The organism is Pseudomonas sp. BJa3 (genome assembly GCF_026343815.1).
GTDB lineage: Bacteria > Pseudomonadota > Gammaproteobacteria > Pseudomonadales > Pseudomonadaceae > Aquipseudomonas > Aquipseudomonas soli.
The window spans coordinates 159,405-184,358 of the sequence record NZ_JAOXMC010000002.1 but is presented as its reverse complement, the minus strand read 5'-3'; the positions used below and the strand labels follow the sequence as shown (position 1 = coordinate 184,358).

Sequence of the window (24,954 nt, the reverse complement as noted above, 5' to 3'; positions counted from 1 at the left end):
CGAAGACCTTGGTCTTCGGGGCTTTTTTATGCGCCGCTGGCGGGGCACGCGCCCTGCGAGACATGCTCCCTGGCCCGGGCAATCGCCGCCTGTATCGCCCCTCGCGCCTGGGGGCTGTTCTTCCAACAACTGCTGCCCAGCAGCCCGGCGGCCTCGCTGACGATCTGCAAGGCATCGGCTTCGGCCAGCCGTGCCAACGAGCCATACCCCAGTTGCTCAAGGCGCTGCACCACGGTCGGGCCCACGCCCTTGACCGCCAGCAGCACCGCCCGCTCATCCGCACTGAACGCCATCTTCACCTCCCTGTAACGTCGTGGCTTTGCAAACGCGGCGAATGATGGCATATATCGAAGCCCGCCTGCCCCCCCCAGGAGACTCCCCATGCTCGGCGTGACCGACTACGGCGCTTTCGTGATCGCGTTCCTCATCCTCCTGGCGATCCCCGGGCCCGGCAACTTCGCCCTGATCACCGCCACCGGCAAGGGCGGCATCAAGGGCGGGCTGGCCGCCACCTTCGGGGTGATCCTCGGCGACCAGGTGCTGATGTGGCTGGCGGTGGCCGGCGTGGCCACCTTGCTGGCCACCTACCCCACCGCCTTCCACGTGGTGCAGTGGGCCGGTGCCGCCTACCTGGCCTGGCTCGGCCTGCGCATGGTGCTGAGCAAGCCCGGCGGCGCCCCGCGCGAGAGCCGCATGGCCAGCGGCCGCTACCTGCGCCAGACCATGATGATCACCCTGCTCAACCCCAAGGCGATCATGTTCTACATGGCGTTCTTCCCGTTGTTCATCGACCCGGTGCGCCACCAGGGCTTGGTCACCTTCGCCTTCATGGCGCTGACCGTGGCCGGGCTTACCTTGCTCTACGGCCTGATCGCGGTGTTCCTTACCCACCGACTGGCCGAGCGCATGCGCGCCAGCCCGCGCATCGCCAACCTCCTCGAACGCCTGGCCGGCGCCTGCCTGGTCGGCTTCGGCATCAAGCTGGCGGCGATGCGCTGAGGCTCAGGCGTCGCGCAGCAGGTCGTGGGCGTCGAGCAGGCGAAAAGCCACTTGCGGGTTGCGCTCGAGCCCCCGGCGAATCGCCGCGGGGATGGCTTGGCGCGTCTTGCGGCACAGGCCCAACTGCGCCTCCAGTTCGATGACGATACCGCGCATGGTGCGTACTTCGTTGAAGCCTGGGGCGATGTGCACGCGGATGCCGAGCTGCTCGTAGAGGCGTGACTGCAGGCGCTTTAGGTCTTCAAGATCCCTGAGGTTCTCCAGGCGCTCGACCAGGCGCTTTTCCTCCTCGCGGGTGAGTAGCAGGATGCGCCGCTCGGGGCCGTCGGCCAGGCGTTCGCGGCCGCAGTCGCAGGCGCCCGGCGGGCATGGGTGACGTTGGGGGAGCGGGTTGGTCATGGCTGCAAGGATAGCCGCTGCATTTTCCTTGTGCCGCCTGGTCCGACTTCATCGCCGGCAAGCGGCCGATCGTTGCTGTTGCGCAAGCTCAGCCTCCCGCCAGCAGACTGCGGTCGAACATGAACGTCCCCGCCCCCTGCGGGGTATGCCGGTACAGCTGCTGCGGCCGCCCGAGCCTGGGCTGGACCTTCTCGCCGGTGTCCTGCACCCAGCCTTCGCTCTTCATGCGTTCAAGGCGTTTGCGCAGCGAGGTGTTGTTGACCACCTGCCCCAGGCACGCCTGCACCGCTGCCAGGGCGTCCAGCACGGTGAACCGCTCGGGCGCCAGGTACAACGGCAGATTGGTGTACACGGCCTTGGCCGCCAACCGCTCACAGGAGCGCTCGACCAGCAGGCCATGGTCGAACGGCAGCAACAGCTCACGCGACAGAACGCGTTGAAGGTCAAAGAAGGCAACCTGCGCGTTTTCTACCACGACCGCCGGGTCGAGCAGCGCCAGGTAGTAGGTGCTCAAGGTCCAGCCCCGAGGGTCGCGAACGCCATTGCCTTCAGTGCCTACCTGTTCCAGATGGCGGGGGACCACCTTGGCCTTTTCCGCCAGGACACGGGCGGCGGCGGCATCCAGACTGTTGTCCGAGGTGCTGCCATTGACGATCACACCTGGCAGGGCCCATTGCCCTTCGTAGGGCTCGCGTCCACGCCGGTGCAACAACACCTCCAGACGAAGGCTGTGCGGCGACAGGCGCAGGGCGATGATATCCACGCTGGCCAGGACTTGTGCTGTGCTCACGGTACGATTCCTTCTGGTAACCCGCTTATATTCCACCAGGGCTATTAAATCTATCAAGGGCTAATTCCGATTTGGGAATAGCCTTGACACACATAATGCACCAGGTGAATTATATGACCATCTCAGCCGAGGACCTCTGCCCATGATCATCGCCAGCTTCGACGTCGACGCGCAAAACGGCTTTACCGCCAACGCTCCCCAGGAGTTGCCGGTGCCCGGCGGCCACCTGATCGCGCCTGCGCTCAACACCATGGCCCAGCGCGCCATGCTGCGCCTGGGCAGCAAGGACGCCCACCCGGCAAACGCCGCCTGGGTAGTCGCCGAAGCCGCCCAGATGCTGCAACCCCTGGCTCTGGCCAACGCCGACCTGACCTGGGTCAGCCACTGCGTCCCCGGCACGTCCGGCTTCGAACTGCTCCCCGGCCTGCCCGCCCCCATCGACTACGACTACTTCGTCTGGAAAGGCGTCGAACCCGACCTGCACCCCTACGGCGCCTGCTACCACGACCTGGCGGAACGCCGCTCCACCGGTGTCATCGAGTTCCTCAAGGTGCAACAGGTACAGGCGATCATCGTTGGCGGCCTGGCGCTGGACTACTGCGTGCGCACCACCGCCCTGCAACTGCGCCGCGCCGGTTTCGAGGTGTTGTTGTACCTGCCGGCCTGCCGCGCACTGAGCGCTGAGGGCGCACAGGCTGCCCGCACTGCCATGGCCAATGCCGGCATCCACTTGTGCGGCGACGAACAGGCCCTCGACGACCAGCTCACCGCCCTCAAGGAGGCTCGCCCATGAGCGACAGCGTTTTCGGCCCACGGATCATCCAGAACCTGCTGGACACCGACTTCTACAAAATCACCATGATGCAGGCGGTGCTGCACAACTACCCCAACGCCGAGGTGGAATGGGAGTTCCGCTGCCGCAACAACGAGGACCTGGCGCCCTACCTCGCCGAGATCCGCTACCAAGTCGAGCAGTTGGCCGATGTGTCGATCACCCACGACCAGTTGGCCTACCTGGAAAAGATTCCGTTCATCAAGCCGGACTTCATTCGCTTCCTCAGCCTGTTCCGCTTCAACCTGCGTTATGTGCAGGTGGGCCTGGACGACGCCGGGCAGCTGGCGATCCGCCTGCGCGGCCCCTGGTTGCACGTGATCCTGTTCGAGATCCCGCTGCTGGCGATCATCAGTGAAGTACGCAACCGCTATCGCTACCGCGAGGTGGTGATCGAACAGGTCGGCGAGCGCCTCTACCAGAAGCTCGACTGGCTCAAGGCCGAAGCCAGCGGTGACGAGCTGGCCGGCCTGCAGTTGGCCGACTTCGGCACCCGCCGACGTTTCTCCTACCGGGTGCAGGAAGAGGTGGTGCACATCCTCAAGCGCGATTTCCCCGGGCGCTTCGTCGGCACCAGCAACGTGCACCTGGCCCGCGAGTACCAGGTCAAGCCCATCGGCACCATGGCCCACGAATGGTTCATGGCCCACCAGCAGCTCGGCCCGCGCCTGGTGGACAGCCAAGCCGCCGCCCTCGAGTGCTGGGTGCGCGAGTACCGCGGCCAGCTGGGCATCGCCCTGACCGACTGCATCGGCATGGACGCGTTCATGAAGGACTTCGACCTGTACTTCGCCAAACTCTTCGATGGCCTGCGCCATGACTCGGGCGAACCGCTGGCCTGGGCCGAGAAAGCCATCGCCCACTATGAGCGGCTGGGCATCGACCCACAGGGCAAGACCCTGATTTTCTCCGACGGGCTGGACTTCGAGAAGATGCTCACGCTCTACCGCGCCCTGCACGGGCGGATCAACGTCAGCTTCGGTATCGGCACCAACCTGACCTGCGACATCCCCGGCGTCACGCCGATGAACATCGTGATCAAGATGACCGCCTGCAACGGCGCGCCAGTGGCGAAGATTTCCGACAGCCCGGGCAAGACCCAGTGCCGGGACGAGAACTTCGTGGCGTACCTGCGGCATGTGTTCAACGTCCAATAACCCCGGGGCTGCCATGCAGCCCTTTCGCCGTCAAGCCGGCTCCCACAGGCTAGGCACTGCAGTCCAAGGTTTTTCACCAAGGCCCTCGTTGCCACGCACATTTGCTTGTATGGTGTTGTCAAAGAAGGATGTTTTACCCGCACAGGAAAGACCAGATGCCCCAACGCAATGTCATCAACGCCTCCGTCAGCCCCAAGGGCAGCCTGGAGACGCTGTCGCAACGTGAAGTCCAGCAACTGAGCGAAGTCGGTACCGGCAGCCTCTACACCCTGTTCCGCCAGTGCGCCCTGGCCATCCTCAACACCGGCGCCCATGTCGATAATGCCAAGACCATCCTCGAGGCCTACAAGGACTTCGAGGTACGTATCCACCAGCAGGACCGCGGCGTGCGCCTGGAACTGCTCAACGCCCCGGCCGACGCCTTCGTCGATGGCGAGATGATCGCCAGTACCCGCGAGATGTTGTTCAGCGCCCTGCGCGACATCGTCTACACCGAGAGCGAACTGGCCAGCCAGCGCATCGACCTGGAAAGCTCGCAAGGCATCACCGACTACGTCTTCCACCTGCTGCGCAACGCCCGCACCCTGCGCCCCGGTGTCGAGCCGAAGATAGTGGTGTGCTGGGGCGGTCACTCGATCAGCACCGAGGAATACCAGTACACCAAGAAGGTTGGCCACGAGCTGGGCCTGCGCAAGCTGGATGTCTGCACCGGCTGCGGCCCGGGCGTGATGAAAGGGCCGATGAAGGGCGCCACCATCGCCCATGCCAAGCAGCGCATGCACGGCAGCCGCTACCTGGGGCTGACCGAGCCGGGCATCATCGCCGCCGAGGCGCCCAACCCGATCGTCAACGAGCTGGTGATCCTGCCGGACATCGAGAAGCGTCTGGAAGCCTTCGTGCGTGTCGGCCACGGCATCATCATCTTCCCCGGCGGCGCCGGTACCGCCGAGGAGTTCCTCTACCTGCTCGGCATCCTCATGCACCCGGACAACCAGGGCCTGCCGTTCCCGGTGGTGCTCACCGGGCCGCGCAGCGCCGAGCCGTTCCTGCTGCAGTTGCATGCCTTCGTCGGCGCCACTCTCGGCGAGGCGGCGCAGCGCCACTACCAGATCATCATCGACGACCCGGCCGAAGTGGCGCGGCAGATGGTCGAGGGGCTCAAGGCAGTCAAGCAGTTCCGCCGCGAGCGCAACGACGCCTTCCACTTCAACTGGCTGCTGAAGATCGACGAAGGCTTCCAGCGCCCGTTCGACCCGACCCACGAGAACATGGCCAACCTGGCCCTGCGCCGCGACCTGCCGCCACACGAGCTGGCGGCCAACCTGCGCCGGGCGTTCTCGGGCGTCGTTGCCGGCAACGTCAAGGACAAGGGCATCCGCCTGATCGAGGAGCACGGGCCTTACCAGATCCGCGGCGATGCAGCGATCCTCGACCCGCTCGGGCGCCTGCTGCAGGCGTTCGTGGACCAGCACCGCATGAAGTTGCCCGGCGGGGCGGCGTATGTGCCGTGCTATGAAGTAGTGGCCTGAGGGCACTGGGGGCCGCTTTGCGGCCCTTTCGCCGGGGAATTGGCGCCCATGGCAGCCAATAATTCCTGATTTTTCGCAATATTTTGCAGATATTTCCTGCGCCAGGTGGTGAACCTGCCCACAAAAAAACGGTCTTTCGCTGACGGTCAATCCACCCGACCGGATCGCCGGCCCAGTCATCGGGCCTTCATTCGTCCTGTTTCAGCGAAGACCAGCATGCCAGACATCCAGCCCGCTTCCCCTGCCCTCACCGCCCTGCGCGGTGGCCTGATCGCCGCCCTGATCGCCCTCGCCGCCCCGGCCCACGCCGAAGAGCCGGCCACTGATGCGCGTTGGGTCAGTGACAGCCTGAACACTTACGTACGCAGCGGCCCTACCGATGGCCATCGCATCGTCGGCACGCTCAAGTCCGGGCAGAAGGTCACTTTGGTCACCAGCCAGGGCAACTACAGCCAGGTACGCGGGCAGAGCGGCGACCTGGTATGGATCCTCACCAGCGACCTGCAGGCGGTGCCCGGCCAGAGCGAGCGCCTGCCGCAGCTCGACGCCCAGGTGGCCGAACTGTCCGGCCAGCTCAAGACCATCGACGACAGCTGGAAAAACCGCGTGCAGGGCATGCAGGAGACCCTCGATTCGCGCAAGGCGCTGATCGACGAGCTGGAAACCCGTAACAAGGCACTCAACGAGCAGCTCGAGCAGAGCCAGTCGAGCCTGCGCGACACCCAGGCGCGCCTGGGGGACGAGAACAAGCAGGTGATGATGCGCTACATGGTGTATGGCGGCAGCATCGCCGGCGCCGGGCTGCTGGCGGGGCTGATCCTGCCGGCGCTGACCCGTGGGCGCAAACGCAACGATCGCTGGTTCTGACCAGCATGGCCGCTACATTTTCAAGAAAATGCTGAAACTGTTCCCGTGATTGCGATGTTTTTGCGATAAATCTTGCAGGCTAAGGTTGCCCTACCTACCACTCAGGGACCCTGATGCCATGAAAGCCATCGTTTTCACCCAACACGGCCTGCCACTGACCGATCCGGCCTCGCTCTACGACAGCGACCTGCCCGCGCCTGTACCCGGCCCACGCGATCTGCTGGTGGAAGTCCGCGCCATAGCAGTCAACCCGGTCGACACCAAGGTCCGCGCCGGCAGCGGCAGCACCGATCAACCCAAGGTGCTGGGCTGGGACGCGGTCGGCGTGGTGCGCGCCATCGGTGAACAGGTGACGCTGTTCCAGCCCGGCGACGAGGTCTTCTATGCCGGTGCCATCAACCGCCCTGGCAGCTACAGCGAACTGCACCTGGTCGATGAGCGCATCGTCGGCCACAAGCCGCGCAGCCTGGACAATGCCAGCGCCGCCGCCCTGCCGCTGACCTCGATCACCGCCTGGGAGTTGCTGTTCGACCGCCTGGGCGTGCGCGAAGGCGGCGGCGAAGGGCAAAGCCTGCTGATCGTCGGCGCCAGCGGTGGCGTGGGTTCGATCCTCACCCAGCTGGCGCGCCAACTCACCAACCTCACCGTGATCGGCACCGCCTCGCGCCCTGAAACCCAGGCCTGGGTACGCCAACTCGGCGCCCACCAGGTGATCGATCACAACCAGCCGCTGGCACCCCAGCTGGAGGCTGTGGGCATAGGCCAGGTGGACCTGGTGATCAGCCTGACCCACACCGACCGCCACTTCGCGCAGTTGGTCGAGGTGCTGCGCCCACAAGGCCGCCTGGCACTGATCGACGACCCGGCCAGCCTCGACGTGGTGCCGCTCAAGCGCAAGTCGCTGTCGTTGCACTGGGAGCTGATGTTCACCCGTTCGCTGTACCAGACCGCCGACATGATCAAGCAGCACGAACTGCTGGAGCGAATTGCCGGGCTGGTCGATGAAGGCGTGATCAAGACCACGCTGGGCGAGCATTTCGGTGCGATCAACGCGGCCAACCTGCGCCGCGCCCACGAGTTGATCGAAAGCGGCAAGGCAAAGGGCAAGGTTGTACTGGAAGGTTTCTAGATTTCCGAGGGGCCAGGCAGCGGCGCTACGCCGCTCCTGCAGATTACTCAGCTAACCCAACTCGGCAAACTTCTCCCCCAGGTAGCTCCGCAACCGCTGGATCGCCGGCGACACCGCCTGACGGTGCACGCACACCAGTTGCAGCGGCGCCGCCTGGCCGCATTCCGATGGGAACAGCTCCACCAGCCGCCCGGCCCGCACATCGGCCAGCACATCCAGCCGCGACTTGTAGACGATCCCCAGCCCCGCCACCGCCCAGCGGCGGACCACATCTGCATCGTCACTGGTGCGGTCGCCCGAAACGCTCACCGTCCTGACCCCGTCCGGCAGGTGAAACCCCCAACGCTCGTGGGTCTGTTCGCCCATCACATAGCGCAGGCAGTTGTGCCCGGCCAGTTCCTCCGGCGTGCGCGGCGCGCCATGGCGGGCGATGTAGCTCGGCGCGGCGCATAGCGTGCGGCGGTTGTCCGGGGCCAAGGGCAGCGCCACCAGGCCCGAATCGGCCAACTGGCCGTAGCGGATACTGGCATCCAGGCGATCCCCCACCATGTCCGCCACCTGGTCGCTCAGGCGCAGTTGCAGGCTGATGCCCGGGTGCTGCAACTGGAACTCGTCGAGCCAGGGCAGCAGCACATTGCGCCCCAGGTCCGAGGGCATCGACAGGCGCAGCACCCCACCGATCTCTTCGCGCCCTTGCTCCAGGGCCATTTCGCCCTCCACCAGTGCCTCGAGCACCTGGCGCGCATGGGGCAGGTAGCGTTGGCCTTCATCCGACAGGCGCAGGCGTCGGGTCGAACGCACCAGCAGGCGGAACCCCAGGCTGCGTTCCAGGCGCTGCACGGCGCCGCTGGCCAGGGCCGGCGAGATGTCCAGTTGGCGCGCCGCCGCGGAGAAACTGCCGGTTGCCACGGTACTGACGAACACCTGCAGGTCGTCCATGCGCACGAGTTTCTTCATGCCGGCACCTCGCTGTCCAGGCGCCGCGCATCGCGGCGAATGGCCTGCGGCGGGATGCCGAAGCCGCGCAGGAACGCCTCGCGCAGATGCCGACGATCGCGAAAACCGGTCTCGCGAGCTACCACATCAAGGCTGTGGCGGCTCTGTTCGATCAGCAGCCGCGCCGCCTCCAGGCGCAGGCGCTCGATGGCCTTGGCCGGCGATTCACCGGTCTCGGCGCTGAACACGCGACTGAACTGACGCGGGCTCAGGTGTGCCACCTCGGCCAGCGTTTCGACGGTCAGGGGCTGCCCGAGGTGCCCGCGCACATGCTCCAGCGCCGCCTGGATACGGTCCGAGCGTGGCGCCATGGCCAACAGCTGTGAATGTTGCGATTGCCCGCCCGAACGGCGCTGGTGCATCACCAGGCGATGAGCCACGCCCCGGGCGATCTCGGCGCCCAGGTCCTGCTCGACCATGCCCAGGGCCATGTCGATGCACGCGGTCATGCCGGCCGAGGTCCACAGGTTGCCATCGGCGATGAAGATGCGGTCTTCCTCCAGCTGGATGCGCGGGAACATCTCGCGGAACTCACGGGCAAAGGCCCAGTGGGTGGTGGCGCGGCGCCCGTCGAGCAGGCCGGCCTGCGCCAGTATGAAAGCCCCGGTGCAGATACCCGCCGTGCGCCGGGCCTGGCCGCCGAGTCGCCGCACCAGCGCAACCGACTCGGGTGCAGGCGGTAAGTCGACCGGCGACAAGGTGCCCGCCACCAGCCAGGTATCGGCATGGCTAGGCGACCCTACCGCCTGGGTGTCGAGCACCAGGCCCAGCGACGAACGCAGCGGGCCGCCTGCGACACTGAAGTTGCCCAAGGCGTAGACCGGCCGCCCGGCCAGCAGGTTGGCGAACTCGAACACCGACTGCGAGGCCAGCGCCATCACCTGGAAACCTTCGCACAACAGATAACCGACCCGATGCATGGGTACACTCCGGAGCATGTCTCGAATACGTACTATATGCGTCATTTGCGCCAACGGCAAAGCCTAGCATCATGGCCTCACCCCAACCCACGGAGTCACAACCATGAGCTCGAAAGGCACCGCACTCATCACTGGCGCATCCACCGGCATCGGTGCTGTGTACGCCGAACAGCTGGCCCGCCGTGGCCACGACCTGATCCTGGTGGCGCGCAACCGCGAACGTCTCAACGCGCAGGCTGAGCGCCTCACCACCCTGACCGGCCGCAGCGTCGAGGTACTGCCGGCGGACCTGGCCGATGCCCGGGACCTGGCATCCATCGAAGCGCGCCTGCGCGAGGATGCCAGCATCGACCTGCTGGTCAACAATGCCGGAGTCGGCACCCACACCCCGCTGCTGGACAGCGACGTGGAGCAGATGAGCCGGATGATCGCCCTCAACGTCACTGCCCTCACCCGCCTGACCTACGCGGCGGTACCCGGTTTCATCACCCGCGGGCGCGGCGCGGTGATCAACATCTCGTCGGTGGTGAGCCTGGCGCCCGAACTGCTGAATGGCGTGTATGGCGCGAGCAAGGCCTATGTCACCGCCTTCAGCCAGTCGCTGCACAAGGAACTGGCCGGCAGCGGCGTGCAGGTCCAGGCCGTGCTGCCCGGCGCCACCGCCACGGACTTCTGGGCCATCGGCGGGCTGCCGGTGGAAAACCTCGACCCAGCTATCGTGATGACGGCGCAGGATCTGGTCGAGGCGGCGCTGCAGGACTTCGATGCGCAGCGGTTGATCTCGATCCCGTCACTGCATGAGTTCGAGCGCTATGAAGCCTTTGAAGGTGCCCGCCTGGGCTTGGCCGGGCAGTTGTCAAACCAGCGTCTGGCGCATCGTTACGGTCTGTAGACACCACGGCTCGGGCGGCCATTCATCGGGTAGGGTCTACGCTGAAGGGTTCATGACAACGAGACCCTGCCCATGCATCTGCGACTTTGCACTCTGGCCCTCGCCCTTACCTGCGCCACCGCCCAGGCCGCCGAGCCCACACCCCAGGACCTGCTCCAGCAGGCCCAGGCCGAACAGCCGCACTACCTGGAAACCCTCAAGTCCCTGGTTTCGGTAGACACCGGCACCGGTACCGAGGCGGGCCTGAAACAGGTCGGTGCCGAGCTGGTGAAACGCCTCGAGGCCCTCGGCGCCAAGGTCACCACCCAACCAGCCACGCCGTCGGTGGGCGACAACATCGTCGGCACATTCAAGGGCACCGGCGACAAGGACTTCCTGCTGATGGTCCACTACGACACGGTGTTCGGCCCCGGTACCGTGGCCAAGCGCCCGTTCCGCATCGAAGGCGAGCGCGCCTATGGCCCTGGCGTGGCCGATGCCAAGGGCGGCGTGGCGATGATCCTGCATGCGCTGAAGCTGCTGCAGGACCAGCAGTACAAGGGCTATCGTACCCTCACCGTGCTGTTCAACCCGGATGAGGAAATGGGCTCGGCAGGCTCCAGGCAGCTAATCGCCGAGCTGGCGCGCCAGCATGACTTCGTCTTTTCCTACGAGCCGCCGGACAAGGACGCGGTGACCGTCGCCACCAACGGCATCAACCGCCTGAAACTCACGGTGAACGGCCGCGCCTCCCACGCCGGCTCCGCGCCGGAGGCCGGGCGCAACGCGCTGATCGAACTGGCGCACCAGTTGCTGCAATTGAATACCCTCGGCGACAAGGACAAGGGCACCACCGTCAACTGGACCCTGGCCAAGGCCGGAGAGAAGGCCAACATCATCCCTGCCCTGGCCAGCGCCGAGGCCGACATGCGTTATTCCGACCTGAGCGAGACCGAGCGGGTACAGGAGGATGCCTTGCGGATCATCAAGAAGCAGTTGGTCGCCGATACCCAGGTCGAGCTGGTCATGGAAAAAGGCCGTCCGCCTCTGGCGAAGAACGACGCCTCCACGCAGCTTGCACAAACTGCGCGGCAGCTCTACAGCAAGATCGACCGGCAACTGCAGCCGATCGCCATGCGCTTCGGCACCGACGCCGGCTACGCCTACTTGCCCGACAGCGACAAGCCCGCAGTGCTGGAGACCCTGGGTGTGGTCGGCGCCGGCCTGCATGGCGACGACGAGTACATGGAGATCGCCAGCGTGGCGCCACGCCTGTACCTGACGGTGGCAATGATCAGGCAACTGGCGCAATAGGCCACTGCGCAGGAGCGCCCATGAACATCCTCTACGACGAACGTGTCGACGGCCCGTTGCCAAGCGTGGACAAGCCGGCGCTGCTGGCCGCCCTGCGCGAGGCCCTGCCCGACCTGGACATCCTGCACCGCAGCGAAGACCTCAAGCCCTATGAATGCGACGGCCTCTCGGCCTACCGCACACTGCCCCTGCTGGTGGCACTGCCCGAGCGGCTGGAGCAGGTGCAGGCGCTGCTGCGGCTCTGCCACCAGCGCGGCGTGCCGGTGGTCGCGCGCGGTGCCGGCACCGGCCTGTCGGGCGGCGCGTTGCCGCTGAGCCAGGGCATCCTGCTGGTGATGGCGCGCTTCAACCGCATCCTCGAAGTCAACCCGCAGGGCCGCTTCGCCAGGGTCCAGCCTGGCGTGCGCAACCTGGCGATTTCCCAGGCGGCGGCGCCCCACGGTTTGTACTACGCGCCGGATCCCTCCTCGCAGATCGCCTGCTCGATTGGCGGCAATGTCGCCGAGAACGCCGGCGGCGTGCACTGCCTTAAGTACGGGCTGACCGTGCACAACCTGCTGAAAGTGGAGATCCTCACCGTCGAGGGCGAGCGCCTGACCCTCGGCAGCGATGCCCTGGACAGCCCCGGCTTCGACCTGCTGGCACTGTTCACCGGCTCCGAGGGCATGCTCGGCATCGTCACCGAGGTCACCGTCAAGCTGCTGCCCAGGCCACAGGTAGCGCGGGTGCTGCTGGCCAGCTTCGCCAACGTCGAGCACGCCGGGCGCGCGGTGGCCGATATCATCGCCGCCGGGATCATCCCGGCAGGCCTCGAGATGATGGACAACCTGGCGATCCGCGCCGCCGAGGCCTTCATCCACGCCGGCTACCCGGTGGACGCGGCGGCGATCCTGCTGTGCGAACTGGACGGGGTCGAGGCCGATGTGCACGACGACTGCGTCCGCGTCGATGCCGTGCTGCGCCAGGCCGGTGCCCGCGAGGTGCGCCTGGCCTGCGACGAAGCCGAACGCGTGCGCTTCTGGGCCGGGCGCAAGAACGCCTTCCCGGCGGTGGGGCGCATTTCGCCGGACTACTACTGCATGGACGGCACCATCCCGCGGCGCGAGCTGCCGCGAGTGCTCGCTGGCATCAGCCAACTGTCCGAGACATACGGCCTGCGGGTCGCCAACGTTTTCCATGCCGGCGACGGCAACATGCACCCGCTGATCCTGTTCGACGCCAACCTGCCCGGCGAGCTGGAACGCGCCGAAGCCCTCGGTGGCCGGATCCTCGAGTTGTGCGTGGCGGTGGGCGGCAGCATCACCGGCGAGCACGGCGTGGGCCGGGAGAAGATCAACCAGATGTGCGCCCAGTTCAACAGCGACGAGATCACCCTGTTCCACGCGGTCAAGGCCGCCTTCGACCCACGGGGCCTGCTCAACCCGGGCAAGAACATTCCCACCCTGCAGCGCTGCGCCGAGTTCGGCGCGCTGCATGTACACCATGGGCAGTTGCCCTTCCCCGACCTGGAGCGCTTCTGATGGGCACCGATCTCAGCCAGCAGTTGCTGGAGCAGGTCAGCCAGGCGTTGCGCCAGGGCACCGCGCTGCGCATCCAGGGCGGCAACAGCAAGGCCATGCTCGGCCGCCCGGTGGCCGGCGAGCTTGTCGACACCCGTGGGCACCGCGGTATCGTCAGCTACGACCCCACCGAACTGGTGCTCACCGCCCGTGCCGGCACGCCGCTGCGGGAGATCGAGGCGACGCTGCGCGAGGCCGGGCAGATGCTGCCTTGCGAGCCGCCGCACCTGGGGCCCGAGGCGACGCTGGGCGGCATGGTCGCCGCCGGGCTTTCGGGGCCGCGCCGGCCCTGGGCAGGCGCGGTGCGCGACTATGTCCTGGGCACACGACTGATCACCGGCCACGGCAAGCACCTGCGCTTTGGCGGCGAGGTAATGAAGAATGTCGCCGGCTACGACGTATCGCGGCTGATGACGGGCAGCTTCGGCTGCCTTGGCCTGCTCACCGAGGTTTCCTTGAAGGTGCTGCCCAGGCCGCGCCAGTGCCTGGGCCTGCGCCTGGAAATGGATGCCCGCCAGGCACTGGCCAGGTTGGCCGAATGGGGCCAGCAGCCATTGCCGATCAGCGCCGCCAGCCACGACGGCGAGGCGCTGCACCTGCGCCTGGAGGGCGGCGAAGGCTCGGTGCGCTCGGCCCGCGAGCGCTTGGGCGGCGAGGTCGTCGACCCGCGCTACTGGAGCGACCTGCGCGAGCAACGACTGGCGTTCTTCAGTGCGCCGGCCACGCTGTGGCGCCTGTCCCTGCCCATCACCTGCGGCGTGCTCGAGCTGCCCGGGCAGCAACTGATCGACTGGGGCGGCGCCCAGCGCTGGCTCAGGTCCGAGGCGCCGGCGGCCACCCTGCGCGCCCTGGTGGCCGAGGCCGGCGGCCATGCCACCGCCTACGCGCCCGGCGACGACAGCAGTGCGCCACTGGACCCGATGACGCTGCGCTACCACCAGGCGCTGAAGCGCCAACTCGACCCCCAGGGCATCTTCAACCCTGGTCGCCTGTATGCACACTTGTGAGGCCACGGCATGCAAACCCGACTGAGTGACTCCGCCCGCCACCTGGCCCGCGCCGACGAGGCCGAGCGCATCCTGCGGTCTTGCGTGCACTGCGGCTTTTGCACCGCCACCTGCCCCACCTACCAGCTGCTCGGCGACGAGCTGGACGGCCCACGTGGGCGCATCTACCTGATCAAGCAGGTGCTCGAAGGCGAACCGGTCAGCGCCAGCACCCAGACGCATCTGGACCGTTGCCTGAGCTGTCGCAATTGCGAGACCAGCTGCCCCTCCGGCGTGCAGTACCACAACCTGCTCGACATCGGCCGCGCCGTGGTCGACCGCCAGGTGCCGCGGCCTTTGGCCCAGCGCCTGCTGCGCAGTGGCTTGCGTGCGGTAGTGCCGAGGCCGGCGCTGTTCAGGGCCCTGCTGCACAGCGGCCTTGCCCTGCGCCCCCTGCTCCCGGTCAACCTCAAGGCCAAGCTGCCGCCGCAGATCGCCGCCGCCGGCCAGCGCCCGTCAGCAAGGCACGCTCGCCGCGTGTTGCTGCTTGAAGGTTGCGTGCAGCAGGCGCTCTCACCCAATACCAACGCCGCCACCGCCCGCCTGCTCGACCGCCTCGGCATCAGTGTCGAACCGATAGCCGAGGCCGGTTGCTGCGGCGCCGTGGACTATCACCTGGATGTCCAGGCACGCGGCCTGGAGCGTGCCCGACACAACATCGACGCCTGGTGGCCGGCCATCGAGGCCGGCGCCGAGGCCATCGTGCAGACCGCCAGCGGCTGCGGCGCATTCGTGCGTGACTATGGCCACCTGCTCGAAGGCGACCCGCGCTACGCCGCCAAGGCCGCCAGGGTCAGCGCGCTGTCCCGGGACCTGGTACAGGTGCTGCAGGCCGAGCCGCTGGAACACCTGGGGTTGTGCGCCGAGCAGCGCCTGGCCTTCCACTGCCCCTGCACCCTGCAGCACGCCCTCAAGCTCGGCGGTGCGGTGGAAGGCCTGCTGACGCGCCTGGGCTTTCACCTCACCCCGGTGCCCGATGGCCACCTGTGCTGCGGCTCGGCCGGCACCTACTCGCTGACCCAGCCGACGCTGGCGCGGCAATTGCGCGATGAGCGTATCAATGCCCTGGAGAGCGGCAGCCCACAGGTCATTGCCACGGCCAACATCGGTTGCCAGGTGCACCTTGCAAGTGCCGGGCGAACGCCGGTGCGGCACTGGGTCGAGATCGTCGAGGCGGCGCTCGATGCCACGCGCACTGCGACGCTGTAGCCTGTCTGACCGGGCATCCAAGACCGTGGCAACAGGTGCTGGAGCTGACGCGGATCAAGGCGATGTTCAACCTCCTGCCTGTATTTTCGGAACCCTCCTACCGAAAGCAAGGACGCTTCTTGATTGTTGCCACATCCGCGGCGAAACATCATCCGACCTGGAGACGTTACGGCCGCCCCGGCGCGGCCAACCCCATCCAGACGAGGCCATGCCATGCCCACACACGACCGCCCTACCCGCGAACTGCGCCATACCCTGCGCCAGTTGCTGGCCCATGAAGTCAGCAACCCCGATGACAACCCACACCTGTCCGGTGTGCGCTTCTTCTGCGCCACCGACGAGCACACCCGCCAACTGATCGAGCGCGTCGAGCTGCTCGCCAGCGAGGCCTTCTTCGACGCCAAGGGCCGCGCCATCCCCGCCCGCATGCGCGAGGCCACGGTGGATGGCGTATGCATCAAGCAGAAACGCAAGGCCTGCGACGACGAAACGGTGATCCGCATCGCGCTGCCCGCAAAAGGCTACATCACCATCAGTACCGCCCGCCTGTGAACACCCGCTGCCTGCAGGCGCGGGCCTGGCTCGCGCCTGCGGCCCTTGCGGCTTTGCCGATAAACCCCGAAGCTTCTACATCCCTGCGCTTCGGACCCTTCCCACGATGGAACTGCACATCCGCCTCGAAGGCCGCAAAGGCCTTGCCGAGCAGCTCTACCGGCAACTGCGCGCCGGCATCGACAGCGGCCACCTCGCCGCCGGCACGCAACTGCCGCCCACCCGCCTGCTGGCCGAACAGCTGGGGGTCTCGCGCAAGACCGTGGCCGAAGCCTATTCACGCCTGACCTACGACAACCTGCTTAGCGGCGTGGTTGGCCGCGGCACCTTCATCAGCCCACGCCACACCTTGCGCCAGGGCGACAGCGAGCACATCCCGCTGGCCGCCGCCGACACGCTCGAACGCTGGCGCCAGCGCGCCACGGTACTGGCCCAGCGGGCGCTGGACGCGCCTTCGCGCTATGACTTCATCGGCGGAGCCTCGAGCAAGTCGCAGTTTCCCTACGATCAATGGCGCAGTTGCATGAACTACGCCCTGCGCCGTAGCCAGCGGCACCCCGAGCGGCAGTTTTCCGCCCAGGGCCTGCCCGAACTGCGCGAAGCCATCACCCATCACATCGCCTTCACCCGCGGCATCCAGTGCGCGCCCAGCGATGTGCTGGTGTGCAACGGCGCCCAGCAGGCGCTGGACCTTATCGCCCGGGTGCTGGTCGAGCCCGGCTGCAAGGTGGCCATGGAAGACCCGGGCTACCCGCCGGCCCGGCAGTTGTTCCAGGCCTTGGGCGCGCGCATGCAGTCAGTGCCCGTGGACGACCAGGGATTGTGCGTGGAGCAGATCGAGGATGGCACCCGGCTGATCTACGTGACCCCCTCGCACCAGTTCCCGCTGGGCATGCCCATGGCCGCGCCACGGCGCGAGGCGCTGCTGGCGCGGGCCGCCGAACTTGGCGCGCTGATCATCGAGGATGACTACGACTGCGAGTTCCGCTACCAGGGGCCTGCCGCCGAGGCCCTGCAACGCATGGACCGGCATGGCCTGGTGGCCTATGTCGGGACGTTCTCCAAGACCCTGCTGCCCGAACTGCGCCTGGGCTACGCGGTGCTGCCGCCCGCCGTGCTGCAGGCCGCCTGCGTGGCCAAGCACCTGAGCGACTGGCACAGCCCGACCCTGCAGCAATGGGCGCTGGCGCGGTTCCTCGCCGAAGGCCACCTGAACAAGCACATCCGCCGTTGCCACGAGGTCTACAGCGCACGCCGCGAGCGGATCCTGGCGCGGCTTGACGGCGACCTGGCGCCGTGGTTCGACGCGGTGCCGGCCAGCGCGGGCTTTCACCTGAGCGCGCTGGCCAAGCCGGGGGTGGATGTCGAATTGCTGATCAGCCTGGCGCGCAAGGTGGAGGTGGGCCTCTATTCCCTGGCGCCGTTCTTCAGCGAGGCCCCGGTGCGGCCGGGGCTGCTGCTGGGCTTCGGCGCCATCGAGCTGCTGGATATCGACCCGGCGCTGGACCGCGTCGCCGACACCCTGCAGCGCCTCAGTTGACCAGCGCTTCAGCGGGCTGCCGGCAACGGGCAATCGCCCTGGCGTAGCCCTTCGGCGCGAAGCACGCAGTCACCAGCAACATCGCCAGCACGGTGCAGGCCAGCAACGTCCAGGAGGCCTGGAAGTCGCCGCTGACATCGCGCAGCCAGCCGGTGATGTACGGCACGATGCCGGTGACGATGAAGCCCACGCCCTGGACGAATGCCGCCAGGCTGCCGGCTTCGCCGGGGCAGCGCAGGTGCTCCAAGGTCAGCGTCAGACTGAGGCTGAAACAGGCCCCCAGGCCCAGGCCGATCATCGCCACCCACAGGCCCATGGCGCTGGCCGGCGCCAGCAGCAGGCCGAGGAAGCCACCGAGCTGGATCAGCAAGGCCAGCCACAGGCCGGGCCGGCGATCGACCAGGCGCCGCAGCAGCAATGGCAAGCCCAGGGCACCGCAGACCTGGAAGATGGTCATCAGGCCAACCAGCTCGCCGCCCCCCTGCGCCGTGCCGCCGTGCTCCAGGTGATAGGCCGGCAGCCACGCCACCATGCTGGTATAGCCGCCATTGATCAGCCCGAAGTACAACGCCAGCAGCCAGGCCCGGCGGTTGCCGAACCAGTGCCCGCCACTGCCGGCGGCCTGGCTGGGCGTATGTTGGCGCGGACGCAGCAGTACCCAGGCAGCCATTGCCAGCAGCGCCGGCAGCGCCCAGAGGCCCAGGCCGAACTGCCAATCGCCGAAGTGTGCGGCAATCCCAGGGCCGAGCACCGCAGCCAAACCACCACCGCTCATCAATGCCGCCGAATACAGCCCCATGCTCGCCGCCAGGCGGTTGGGGAACCAGCGATTGACCAGCCCCGGCATCATGCCCTGCACCACGGCAACGCCCAAGCCGGCGACCACGGCGCTGGCGATCAACGCCCAGGCGCTGTCCAGCTGCAGGCGCCACAGGCAAGCCAGGGTAATAGCCGCAAGCCCCGCTAGCATGCCGCCATGCTCGCTCAGCCAGCGTCGCAGCCAAGGTTGCAACAACGGGATCAGGCCCATGCACAGCACCGGCAACGCGGTCAGCAACGCCGCCTGCTGGTAACCCAGGCCGGTGCCCTGGCGCATGGGTTCGAGCAAAGGGCCGATGCTGGTGAGGATCGGTCGTAGGTTCAGGGCCAGCAGCACCACCAGCAACAGGTTCAGCGCGCCCCTCATCCTTGGCTGGCCTGCTGCCATTCACGGTACAGGCCACTCTCACCCGCGGGCTTCAGCGGGCGCAGGGGCAGGCTCTGCTGCTGCGGCGGGCGGGCCATCTGCGCATACACCGCGGCGGTGGACAGGCCATAGGGCTCGCCTTCGTCATTGTCGTAGGCGAACCAGGCACGCTCGATGCCACACAGGTGCATGGCTGCCAGGCACATCGGGCACGGGTGGCCGCTGGCATAGATCTCGGCGCCCTCCAGGCGTGGCCGGCCAAGGACCTGGGCAGCCTGACGGATGGCCTGCATCTCGGCGTGGCTGGTCGGGTCCTGGGTGCTGTGGATCTCGTTGACGGCGCGGGCGATCACCTGCCCCTGGTAGACCAGCACGGCGCCGAACGGGCGGCCGCCGGCCTGGATATTGCCGCGGGCCAGCTCGAGGGCCTCGCGCATGTAGCGATCTGCGGACATGAAACGGTTCTCCGGTATTGACCCGGCCATTATCCCGGCTGCGATGCGCCGACAGAAATGAAGAGATTGGATGCCTGTCAGTGGCCATCCAAATGCGCGATTGGCCTCCTGGCAAAGCGCGGGATTGGCTATTCGGCACGACACGGCCGGGCGCTAAGGTAGTGCCACTTGCCACCTGTACATCTTTGGAGCCTCACCATGCATGACCGTATCGAATGGGCCAAGCACTCGCCGGAAGCCTACAAGGCCATGATCGGCCTCGAACAGGCGCTGGTCGCCTCGGGCCTGGAACACTCGCTGCTGGAGCTGATCCGCCTGCGCGCCTCGCAGGTCAATGGCTGCGCCTACTGCGTCAACATGCACGCCAACGATGCGCGCAAGGCCGGTGAAACCGAGGCGCGCCTGCAGACCCTGAGCGTCTGGCGCGAGACCCGCTACTTCACCCCACGCGAACGTGCCGCCCTGGCCTGGGTCGAGAGCCTGACCCGCCTCCCGGAACGCGGCGCGCCGCAAGACGAGTACCAGGCATTGCTCGAGCACTTCAGCGCCAAGGAAATCGCCAACCTGACCTTGGCCATCGCCACCATCAATGCCTGGAACCGCTTCGGCGTGGGCTTCGCGATGGTGCCGGCGTAACAGTCAACTGGGTCCCCGCCCCGGCTGGGGGCGGGTGTGCATCGAGATCCATCATGCCTGCGCCAGGTACTCGACCAGGCGCCGCAGCATCGCGTCACAGCCATGCAACTGCTCGACGCTGACGAACTCATCGGGCTTGTGCCCCTGCTCCATGCTGCCCGGCCCGCAAACCACGGTGGGAATCCCCGCCTGGTCGAACAACCCGCCCTCGGTGCCGAACGCCACTGTGCCGAAGTCATCCGAGCCACTGAGCCGCGCCACCAGTTGCGCGGCCTCGCTGGCGGCAGGCGTGGCCAGCCCCGGGTAAGCGCTCAACGGCCGCAAGCGAATCGCGCTGGCCGCATTGACGGCGCGCATACGCGGCAACAGCTCGGCCTCGGCATAGGACTGCAGCTGGTCTGCCACCACCTGGGCCTCGAAGCCCGGCAAGGCGCGGACTTCGAAATCGAATTCGCATTCCTCGGGGACGATGTTCAACGCCCTCCCGCCCTTGATCACCCCGGTCTGCACCGTGGAGAACGGTGGGTCGAAGCGCCCGTCGTGATGCTCGGGATGCGCCAGCTCATCACCGATCTCGCCCAATTTGCCGATCAACCGCGCCGCGTACTCGATGGCGTTGACGCCATAGGGGGCATAGGCCGAATGGCAGGCGGCACCGTGCACCTCGCAGCGCATGGCCAGCTTGCCCTTGTGGCCGAGCACCGGCTTGAGCTCGGTGGGCTCGCCGATCAGACACAGGCGCGGTTTGTGCGGGCGCCGCGCCAACGCCGCCAACATCGAACGCACGCCCAGGCAGCCGACTTCCTCATCGTAGGAGAACGCCAGGTGCACCGGCATCTTCAGGGGTTGGGCGAGAAACGCGGGTACCGCCGCCAGCACCGAGGCGATGAAGCCCTTCATGTCGGCCGTGCCGCGGCCATACAGGCGCCCGTCGCGCTCGCTCAGGCGAAACGGCTCGACGCTCCAGGCCTGGCCGTCGACCGGCACCACGTCAGTGTGGCCGGACAGCACCACGCCGCCTCGGTCAAGTGGGCCTATCGTGGCGAACAGGTTGGCCTTGGTGCCTTCGTCGTTGTGGAACAGCTCGCTGTGAACGCCAAACCCGGCTAGATAATCGCGAATGAAGGCGATCAGCTCCAGGTTGGAATCACGGCTCACTGTGGCGAAGCCGACCAGCCGCTCCAACAGCGCACGGCTGCTGGCCTCACTCATCGCCGGGCACTCCGTAGCTGGGCGCGGCGGTCGGGTTCAGGGCGCGGGTCACATAGTCCTGCATCTGCGGGCGATAGGCTTGCCACAGGGTGTCCAGTTCAGCGATCGGGTCCTGCTCGGTCCAGTCCACCCGCAGGTCGACCAACGGCCAGGTCAGCTCGCCGGCAATCTTCAGCGCCGCCGAATGCACCGGCCCCGCCTCGCCCCCGGCCGCCATCGCCGCGTGCATGGCCGCCAGCAGGCGGTCGGCCAGATGGCCGCCGGCCTGCTCGAATGCCGTAACCATCGCCGCGATCACCGCCTGCGACGACAGCAGGTTGCCGGCCGCCGCGCATTGCTCACCGGCCACCGCGTTGTGCGTGCCCAGCGCTTCCTTGCCGGTGAACAGCGCCACCTGCCCGTGGCTGTCGATCACCGTGACCTGGCGGTACTCGCTCCACCCATTGGCACTCAGCACCCGCTCCAGCGCCGCGGCAGGCGGCAGCTGGCCTTGTTCCAGGGCATCGAGGATCTGCGGGCCGAGGGCCGGCAGGGTGATGTTCTGCGTGGCCACGGCACCGACCCCGGCGCGCACCCACGGGCAACGGGCGCCGACGGCGATGCTCGATGAACTGATGGCGATGCCGACCTGGCCGGTTTCCTGGCAGCGGCCGATGATGGAGAAGGTCATGGTGCAGCTCCTGTGGTGAGTTACCGGCATTCTCGGCGGGCCAAGGCAGCGGCGAAACCAACATTTTCCTCGGCACAGGGCAGGAAAAAACTATGGCGGCTCGGCGCGCGGCGGTGCCCATCCACCCTTCGCCAATTTATCGGCAAGCCCCAGCTAAATACTATTTTCGCGATTGCCCCCCCATCCCTAGTCTGGCCCCAGGCAAAGGCGGTCCCCACCGACCTGAACAAGAACGCCGCTGAAGAAGGGCTGGGACATGACACTGAACAACATCGAAATCGACACCCTCGTAGTCGGCGCCGGCCAGGCCGGCGTGGCCATGAGCGAACACCTGAGCAAGCTCGGCGTGCCGCACCTGGTGCTGGAGCGCAAGCGCATCGCCGAGGCCTGGCGCACCGGCCGCTGGGATTCGCTGGTGGCCAACGGGCCGGCCTGGCACGACCGCTTCCCGGGCCTGGAATTCGACCTCGACGCCGACGCCTTCGCCGGCAAGGACCAGGTCGCCGACTACTTCGAGCAGTACGTGCGCAAGTACAACCTGCCAGTGCGCACCGGTGTCGAGGTCAGGCAGGTGGTACGCAACGCCGACCGCCCGGGCTTCACCATCGAAACCAACCAGGGCGTGATCCGCGCCAACCGCGTGGTGGCCGCCACCGGCCCGTTCCAGCGCCCGGTGATCCCGGCCATCGCGCCAAAGGACGACGGCCTGCACCAGATCCACTCCGCCGCCTACTACAACCCCGAGCAACTGCCTGAAGGCGCGGTGCTGGTGGTGGGCGCCGGCTCCTCCGGCGTGCAGATCGCCGAGGAGCTGATGCGCGCCGGGCGCCAGGTGTACCTGTCGGTGGGCGCCCACGACCGCCCGCCACGCAGCTACCGCAACCGTGACTTCTGCTGGTGGCTCGGCGTGCTCGGCGAATGGGATGCCGAGATCGCCAAGCCTGGCCGCGAGCACGTGACCATCGCCGTGTCCGGTGCCCGTGGCGGCCATACCGTGGACTTCCGCGCCCTCGCCCACCAGGGCATGACCCTGGTCGGCCTGACCCAGTCGTTCGAGGGCGGCGTGGCGCGCTTCCAGGACAACCTGGCCGAGAACATCAACCGTGGCGACGAGAACTACCTGGCCCTGCTGGACGCCGCCGACGCCTATGTCGAACGCAACGGCCTGGACCTGCCACCAGAGCCTGAAGCGCGCAAGCGCCTGCCCGACCCGGCCTGCGTCAGCAACCCGCTGCGCGAGCTGGACCTGGCCCAGGCCAACGTCACCACCATCATCTGGGCCACCGGCTACGGTGTGGATTTCAGCTGGCTGCAGGTGGACGCCTTCGACGCCAACGGCAAGCCGCAACACCAGCGTGGCGTGTCGAAAGAACCAGGCGTGTACTTCCTCGGCCTGCCTTGGTTGTCACGCCGCGGCTCGTCGTTCATCTGGGGCGTGTGGCACGACGCCAAGCACGTCGCCGGTCACATCGCCACCCAGCGCACCTACCTGGCCTACCGCGACCGCGAACAGCGCACGGCGGATGAGCAGCAACCCTCGATCAGCAACGTCAGCACCTTCGGAGCCCACTGATGCCTACTCACACTCGCATCCGCATGTTCAACACCAAGGCCACCTACCCCAACCAGACCCTGGACAACGACCTGTGCCAGGCGGTGCGCGCCGGCAACACCATCTACGTGCGCGGGCAGGTCGGCACCGATTTCGAAGGCCGCCTGGTCGGCCTGGGCGACCCGCAGGCGCAGGCCGAACAGGCGATGAAGAACGTCAAGCAGTTGCTTGAGGAGGCAGGCTCGGACCTGTCGCATATCGTCAAGACTACCACCTACATCACCGACCCGCGCTTCCGCGAGCCGGTGTACAAGGAAGTGGGTAAGTGGCTCAAGGGCGTGTTCCCGATTTCCACCGGGTTGGTGGTGGCAGGGTTGGCGCAAGCCGAGTGGCTGATGGAGATCGATGTGATCGCGGTGGTGCCGGATCAGCTGTGACGCGCTAAAAAAATCGCGGAGCAAGCCCGTTCCCACTTCTGTGGGAGCGGGCTTGCTCCGCGATGCGTTTTCAGCGATTGGCGCCGAGTTCGGCCCCGCCCATTTGCCCAAACCGCCCGGCCTGGAAATCATCGAACGATTCGGCGATCTCGGCCTGGCTGTTCATCACGAACGGGCCATACCCGACGACGGGCTCGTCGATCGGCTCGCCGCTGAGCAGCAGCACGCTGACGTCCTCCAGTGCCTCGAGGCGCACACCGTCGCCGTCGCGCTCCAGTAATACCAGGCTGGCCGCACCGGCTTCGCGCTCATCGTTGACCCGCAGCGTACCACGCAGCACCACCAGCGCGGCATTGCGCCCGGCGGCCACCGGCAGTTGCAGCGTGGCCCCCGCCTTCAGGCGCAGGTCCCAGACGTCCATCTCGGTAAAGGTGCGGGCCGGCCCCTGCTGGTCAAGGTAACGCCCGGCGATCACCCGCAGGCTGCCCGCCTCGCCTTCCAGCGTCACCACCGGAATGTCACTGGCCAACAGCGTCTGGTAGCCGGCGGCGGCGCGCTTGTCCCTGGCCGGCAGGTTGACCCACAGTTGCACCATCTCCAGCGTGCCACCGCTACGGGCAAAGGCCGGAGAATGGAACTCCTCGTGGATGATGCCGCCCGCAGCGGTCATCCATTGCACGTCGCCCGGGCCGATCAGACCGCCCGCGCCGGTGGAGTCGCGGTGCTCCAGTTCGCCCTGGTAGACGATGGTGACGGTCTCGAAACCGCGGTGCGGGTGCTGGCCGACGCCACGCCGGGCAGTGGTCGGGGCGAAGTCATGCGGGCCGGCATAATCCAGCAGCAGGAACGGGCTGATATGCCGCGCCAGATGGTCGTAGGTGAACAGGCTGCGCACCGGGAAGCCGTCGCCCACCCAGTGGGCGTTGGGGCTGCGGTGGATACCCTGGATCTTTTTCATGAGAAGCCTCCTGTTGATGGGTTACACCTTACAGATGAGGCCAATACGGCGGTAGATAGCTGAAATGGCATGGATCGTTCCATCAGTGGAACAACCAAACGCATCGCGGGGCAAGCCCGCTGCCACGCCTGAACGAAGC

26 protein-coding genes are annotated in these 24,954 nt (G+C 67.0%); 16 read left to right on the top strand and 10 right to left on the bottom strand.

Annotated features, from left to right (window positions below):
- Positions 1-26: 26 nt before the first annotated feature.
- Positions 27-293 carry a Pathogenicity locus gene (locus OH705_RS02610; protein WP_104443997.1) on the bottom strand — a complete coding sequence of 89 codons (267 nt, stop codon included), beginning with the start codon at positions 291-293 and terminating at the stop codon, positions 27-29.
- A gap of 88 nt (positions 294-381) precedes the next feature.
- Between OH705_RS02610 and OH705_RS02605 the strand changes: the two genes are divergently transcribed.
- Positions 382-999, top strand: a complete 618-nt coding sequence (locus OH705_RS02605) for a LysE family transporter (RefSeq protein ID WP_267300870.1) — start codon at positions 382-384, stop codon at positions 997-999.
- A gap of 3 nt (positions 1,000-1,002) precedes the next feature.
- On the opposite strand, the gene OH705_RS02600 is transcribed toward OH705_RS02605, so the two are convergent.
- Positions 1,003-1,398 carry a hypothetical protein gene (locus OH705_RS02600; protein ID WP_104443998.1) on the bottom strand — a complete coding sequence of 132 codons (396 nt, stop codon included), beginning with the start codon at positions 1,396-1,398 and terminating at the stop codon, positions 1,003-1,005.
- Between the two features lie 88 nt (positions 1,399-1,486).
- Complete coding sequence (locus OH705_RS02595) at positions 1,487-2,188, bottom strand: NUDIX hydrolase (RefSeq protein ID WP_104443999.1); 702 nt, start codon at positions 2,186-2,188, stop codon at positions 1,487-1,489.
- Positions 2,189-2,330: 142 nt separating this feature from the next.
- Between OH705_RS02595 and OH705_RS02590 the strand changes: the two genes are divergently transcribed.
- The 5 genes from OH705_RS02590 to OH705_RS02570 all read left to right on the top strand — a co-directional run bounded on the left by OH705_RS02590 (position 2,331) and on the right by OH705_RS02570 (position 7,702).
- Positions 2,331-2,981 (top strand): nicotinamidase, encoded by a 651-nt coding sequence (locus tag OH705_RS02590; protein ID WP_023631535.1) that lies wholly within the window; start codon positions 2,331-2,333, stop codon positions 2,979-2,981.
- On the top strand, positions 2,978-4,177 hold the full coding sequence (gene pncB, locus OH705_RS02585; RefSeq protein ID WP_104444000.1) for a nicotinate phosphoribosyltransferase: 1,200 nt from the start codon (positions 2,978-2,980) through the stop codon (positions 4,175-4,177). The genes OH705_RS02590 and pncB overlap by 4 nt, the downstream gene beginning before the upstream one ends.
- Before the next feature lie 155 nt (positions 4,178-4,332).
- The gene (gene ppnN / locus OH705_RS02580; protein WP_023631533.1) at positions 4,333-5,706 is read left to right on the top strand and encodes a nucleotide 5'-monophosphate nucleosidase PpnN; all 1,374 of its coding nucleotides are present in this window, start codon (positions 4,333-4,335) and stop codon (positions 5,704-5,706) included.
- A gap of 216 nt (positions 5,707-5,922) precedes the next feature.
- Entirely contained in the window at positions 5,923-6,573 is a 651-nt protein-coding gene (locus OH705_RS02575; protein ID WP_094011156.1) for a TIGR04211 family SH3 domain-containing protein, read from the top strand.
- Positions 6,574-6,691: 118 nt separating this feature from the next.
- Positions 6,692-7,702, top strand: a complete 1,011-nt coding sequence (locus tag OH705_RS02570) for a zinc-binding alcohol dehydrogenase family protein (RefSeq protein WP_267300867.1) — start codon at positions 6,692-6,694, stop codon at positions 7,700-7,702.
- A 51-nt stretch (positions 7,703-7,753) separates the two neighbouring features.
- Here OH705_RS02570 and OH705_RS02565 read toward each other — a convergent pair whose 3' ends face one another.
- Complete coding sequence (locus tag OH705_RS02565; RefSeq protein ID WP_094011155.1) at positions 7,754-8,659, bottom strand: LysR family transcriptional regulator; 906 nt, start codon at positions 8,657-8,659, stop codon at positions 7,754-7,756.
- Positions 8,656-9,618 (bottom strand): GlxA family transcriptional regulator, encoded by a 963-nt coding sequence (locus OH705_RS02560; RefSeq protein WP_267300865.1) that lies wholly within the window; start codon positions 9,616-9,618, stop codon positions 8,656-8,658. The genes OH705_RS02565 and OH705_RS02560 overlap by 4 nt, the downstream gene beginning before the upstream one ends.
- 103 nt (positions 9,619-9,721) lie before the next feature.
- Between OH705_RS02560 and OH705_RS02555 the strand changes: the two genes are divergently transcribed.
- The 7 genes from OH705_RS02555 to OH705_RS02525 all read left to right on the top strand — a co-directional run bounded on the left by OH705_RS02555 (position 9,722) and on the right by OH705_RS02525 (position 17,709).
- Positions 9,722-10,510 carry an SDR family NAD(P)-dependent oxidoreductase gene (locus OH705_RS02555; RefSeq protein ID WP_267300864.1) on the top strand — a complete coding sequence of 263 codons (789 nt, stop codon included), beginning with the start codon at positions 9,722-9,724 and terminating at the stop codon, positions 10,508-10,510.
- A 72-nt stretch (positions 10,511-10,582) separates the two neighbouring features.
- On the top strand, positions 10,583-11,803 hold the full coding sequence (locus OH705_RS02550; protein WP_267300863.1) for a M20/M25/M40 family metallo-hydrolase: 1,221 nt from the start codon (positions 10,583-10,585) through the stop codon (positions 11,801-11,803).
- 20 nt (positions 11,804-11,823) lie between these two features.
- The gene (gene glcD, locus OH705_RS02545; RefSeq protein ID WP_104444004.1) at positions 11,824-13,323 is read left to right on the top strand and encodes a glycolate oxidase subunit GlcD; all 1,500 of its coding nucleotides are present in this window, start codon (positions 11,824-11,826) and stop codon (positions 13,321-13,323) included.
- Positions 13,323-14,369 (top strand): glycolate oxidase subunit GlcE, encoded by a 1,047-nt coding sequence (gene glcE / locus OH705_RS02540; RefSeq protein ID WP_104444005.1) that lies wholly within the window; start codon positions 13,323-13,325, stop codon positions 14,367-14,369. The genes glcD and glcE overlap by 1 nt, the downstream gene beginning before the upstream one ends.
- A 9-nt stretch (positions 14,370-14,378) precedes the next feature.
- Complete coding sequence (gene glcF, locus OH705_RS02535; RefSeq protein ID WP_094011151.1) at positions 14,379-15,617, top strand: glycolate oxidase subunit GlcF; 1,239 nt, start codon at positions 14,379-14,381, stop codon at positions 15,615-15,617.
- 213 nt (positions 15,618-15,830) lie between these two features.
- Positions 15,831-16,169, top strand: a complete 339-nt coding sequence (locus tag OH705_RS02530; RefSeq protein ID WP_046855914.1) for a hypothetical protein — start codon at positions 15,831-15,833, stop codon at positions 16,167-16,169.
- A 106-nt stretch (positions 16,170-16,275) separates the two neighbouring features.
- Complete coding sequence (locus OH705_RS02525; RefSeq protein WP_267300859.1) at positions 16,276-17,709, top strand: PLP-dependent aminotransferase family protein; 1,434 nt, start codon at positions 16,276-16,278, stop codon at positions 17,707-17,709.
- On the opposite strand, the gene OH705_RS02520 is transcribed toward OH705_RS02525, so the two are convergent.
- Together OH705_RS02520 and OH705_RS02515 are read right to left on the bottom strand one after the other, a co-directional pair.
- Positions 17,702-18,895 (bottom strand): cyanate transporter, encoded by a 1,194-nt coding sequence (locus OH705_RS02520; protein ID WP_110605087.1) that lies wholly within the window; start codon positions 18,893-18,895, stop codon positions 17,702-17,704. The genes OH705_RS02525 and OH705_RS02520 overlap by 8 nt on opposite strands.
- Entirely contained in the window at positions 18,892-19,350 is a 459-nt protein-coding gene (locus OH705_RS02515; RefSeq protein WP_104444008.1) for a nucleoside deaminase, read from the bottom strand. The genes OH705_RS02520 and OH705_RS02515 overlap by 4 nt, the downstream gene beginning before the upstream one ends.
- A 198-nt stretch (positions 19,351-19,548) precedes the next feature.
- Between OH705_RS02515 and OH705_RS02510 the strand changes: the two genes are divergently transcribed.
- A complete protein-coding gene (locus tag OH705_RS02510) occupies positions 19,549-19,986 on the top strand; it encodes a carboxymuconolactone decarboxylase family protein (RefSeq protein ID WP_038705936.1) in 438 nt (145 codons plus the stop codon).
- Between the two features lie 51 nt (positions 19,987-20,037).
- Here the strand turns inward: OH705_RS02510 and argE are convergent, their stop codons facing one another.
- Positions 20,038-21,198, bottom strand: a complete 1,161-nt coding sequence (gene argE, locus OH705_RS02505; protein WP_104444009.1) for an acetylornithine deacetylase — start codon at positions 21,196-21,198, stop codon at positions 20,038-20,040.
- Positions 21,191-21,868 (bottom strand): DUF1028 domain-containing protein, encoded by a 678-nt coding sequence (locus OH705_RS02500; protein ID WP_094011147.1) that lies wholly within the window; start codon positions 21,866-21,868, stop codon positions 21,191-21,193. Before OH705_RS02500 ends, argE begins: the two co-directional genes overlap by 8 nt.
- Positions 21,869-22,124: 256 nt before the next feature.
- Here OH705_RS02500 and OH705_RS02495 point away from each other — a divergent pair, with 256 nt between their 5' ends.
- Positions 22,125-23,441, top strand: coding sequence for a flavin-containing monooxygenase (locus tag OH705_RS02495; protein ID WP_038705934.1), 1,317 nt, complete (start codon positions 22,125-22,127; stop codon positions 23,439-23,441).
- Positions 23,441-23,857 (top strand): RidA family protein, encoded by a 417-nt coding sequence (locus OH705_RS02490; protein ID WP_023632135.1) that lies wholly within the window; start codon positions 23,441-23,443, stop codon positions 23,855-23,857. The genes OH705_RS02495 and OH705_RS02490 overlap by 1 nt, the downstream gene beginning before the upstream one ends.
- A 70-nt stretch (positions 23,858-23,927) precedes the next feature.
- On the opposite strand, the gene OH705_RS02485 is transcribed toward OH705_RS02490, so the two are convergent.
- Positions 23,928-24,815: a pirin family protein gene (locus OH705_RS02485; protein WP_267300849.1), complete on the bottom strand. Its 888-nt coding sequence runs from the start codon at positions 24,813-24,815 to the stop codon at positions 23,928-23,930.
- Positions 24,816-24,954: the final 139 nt, after the last annotated feature.

What these genes read in the sequence shown, in the direction of transcription:
- OH705_RS02610 (WP_104443997.1), bottom strand. Translation starts at nt 293, where the DNA reads ATGGCGTTCAGTGCGGATGAGCGGGCGGTGCTGCTGGCGGTCAAGGGC.
- OH705_RS02605 (WP_267300870.1), top strand. Translation starts at nt 382, where the DNA reads ATGCTCGGCGTGACCGACTACGGCGCTTTCGTGATCGCGTTCCTCATC.
- OH705_RS02600 (WP_104443998.1), bottom strand. Translation starts at nt 1,398, where the DNA reads ATGACCAACCCGCTCCCCCAACGTCACCCATGCCCGCCGGGCGCCTGC.
- OH705_RS02590 (WP_023631535.1), top strand. Translation starts at nt 2,331, where the DNA reads ATGATCATCGCCAGCTTCGACGTCGACGCGCAAAACGGCTTTACCGCC.
- pncB (WP_104444000.1), top strand. Translation starts at nt 2,978, where the DNA reads ATGAGCGACAGCGTTTTCGGCCCACGGATCATCCAGAACCTGCTGGAC.
- ppnN (WP_023631533.1), top strand. Translation starts at nt 4,333, where the DNA reads ATGCCCCAACGCAATGTCATCAACGCCTCCGTCAGCCCCAAGGGCAGC.
- OH705_RS02575 (WP_094011156.1), top strand. Translation starts at nt 5,923, where the DNA reads ATGCCAGACATCCAGCCCGCTTCCCCTGCCCTCACCGCCCTGCGCGGT.
- OH705_RS02570 (WP_267300867.1), top strand. Translation starts at nt 6,692, where the DNA reads ATGAAAGCCATCGTTTTCACCCAACACGGCCTGCCACTGACCGATCCG.
- OH705_RS02565 (WP_094011155.1), bottom strand. Translation starts at nt 8,659, where the DNA reads ATGAAGAAACTCGTGCGCATGGACGACCTGCAGGTGTTCGTCAGTACC.
- OH705_RS02560 (WP_267300865.1), bottom strand. Translation starts at nt 9,618, where the DNA reads ATGCATCGGGTCGGTTATCTGTTGTGCGAAGGTTTCCAGGTGATGGCG.
- OH705_RS02555 (WP_267300864.1), top strand. Translation starts at nt 9,722, where the DNA reads ATGAGCTCGAAAGGCACCGCACTCATCACTGGCGCATCCACCGGCATC.
- OH705_RS02550 (WP_267300863.1), top strand. Translation starts at nt 10,583, where the DNA reads ATGCATCTGCGACTTTGCACTCTGGCCCTCGCCCTTACCTGCGCCACC.
- glcD (WP_104444004.1), top strand. Translation starts at nt 11,824, where the DNA reads ATGAACATCCTCTACGACGAACGTGTCGACGGCCCGTTGCCAAGCGTG.
- glcE (WP_104444005.1), top strand. Translation starts at nt 13,323, where the DNA reads ATGGGCACCGATCTCAGCCAGCAGTTGCTGGAGCAGGTCAGCCAGGCG.
- glcF (WP_094011151.1), top strand. Translation starts at nt 14,379, where the DNA reads ATGCAAACCCGACTGAGTGACTCCGCCCGCCACCTGGCCCGCGCCGAC.
- OH705_RS02530 (WP_046855914.1), top strand. Translation starts at nt 15,831, where the DNA reads ATGCCCACACACGACCGCCCTACCCGCGAACTGCGCCATACCCTGCGC.
- OH705_RS02525 (WP_267300859.1), top strand. Translation starts at nt 16,276, where the DNA reads ATGGAACTGCACATCCGCCTCGAAGGCCGCAAAGGCCTTGCCGAGCAG.
- OH705_RS02520 (WP_110605087.1), bottom strand. Translation starts at nt 18,895, where the DNA reads ATGAGGGGCGCGCTGAACCTGTTGCTGGTGGTGCTGCTGGCCCTGAAC.
- OH705_RS02515 (WP_104444008.1), bottom strand. Translation starts at nt 19,350, where the DNA reads ATGTCCGCAGATCGCTACATGCGCGAGGCCCTCGAGCTGGCCCGCGGC.
- OH705_RS02510 (WP_038705936.1), top strand. Translation starts at nt 19,549, where the DNA reads ATGCATGACCGTATCGAATGGGCCAAGCACTCGCCGGAAGCCTACAAG.
- argE (WP_104444009.1), bottom strand. Translation starts at nt 21,198, where the DNA reads ATGAGTGAGGCCAGCAGCCGTGCGCTGTTGGAGCGGCTGGTCGGCTTC.
- OH705_RS02500 (WP_094011147.1), bottom strand. Translation starts at nt 21,868, where the DNA reads ATGACCTTCTCCATCATCGGCCGCTGCCAGGAAACCGGCCAGGTCGGC.
- OH705_RS02495 (WP_038705934.1), top strand. Translation starts at nt 22,125, where the DNA reads ATGACACTGAACAACATCGAAATCGACACCCTCGTAGTCGGCGCCGGC.
- OH705_RS02490 (WP_023632135.1), top strand. Translation starts at nt 23,441, where the DNA reads ATGCCTACTCACACTCGCATCCGCATGTTCAACACCAAGGCCACCTAC.
- OH705_RS02485 (WP_267300849.1), bottom strand. Translation starts at nt 24,815, where the DNA reads ATGAAAAAGATCCAGGGTATCCACCGCAGCCCCAACGCCCACTGGGTG.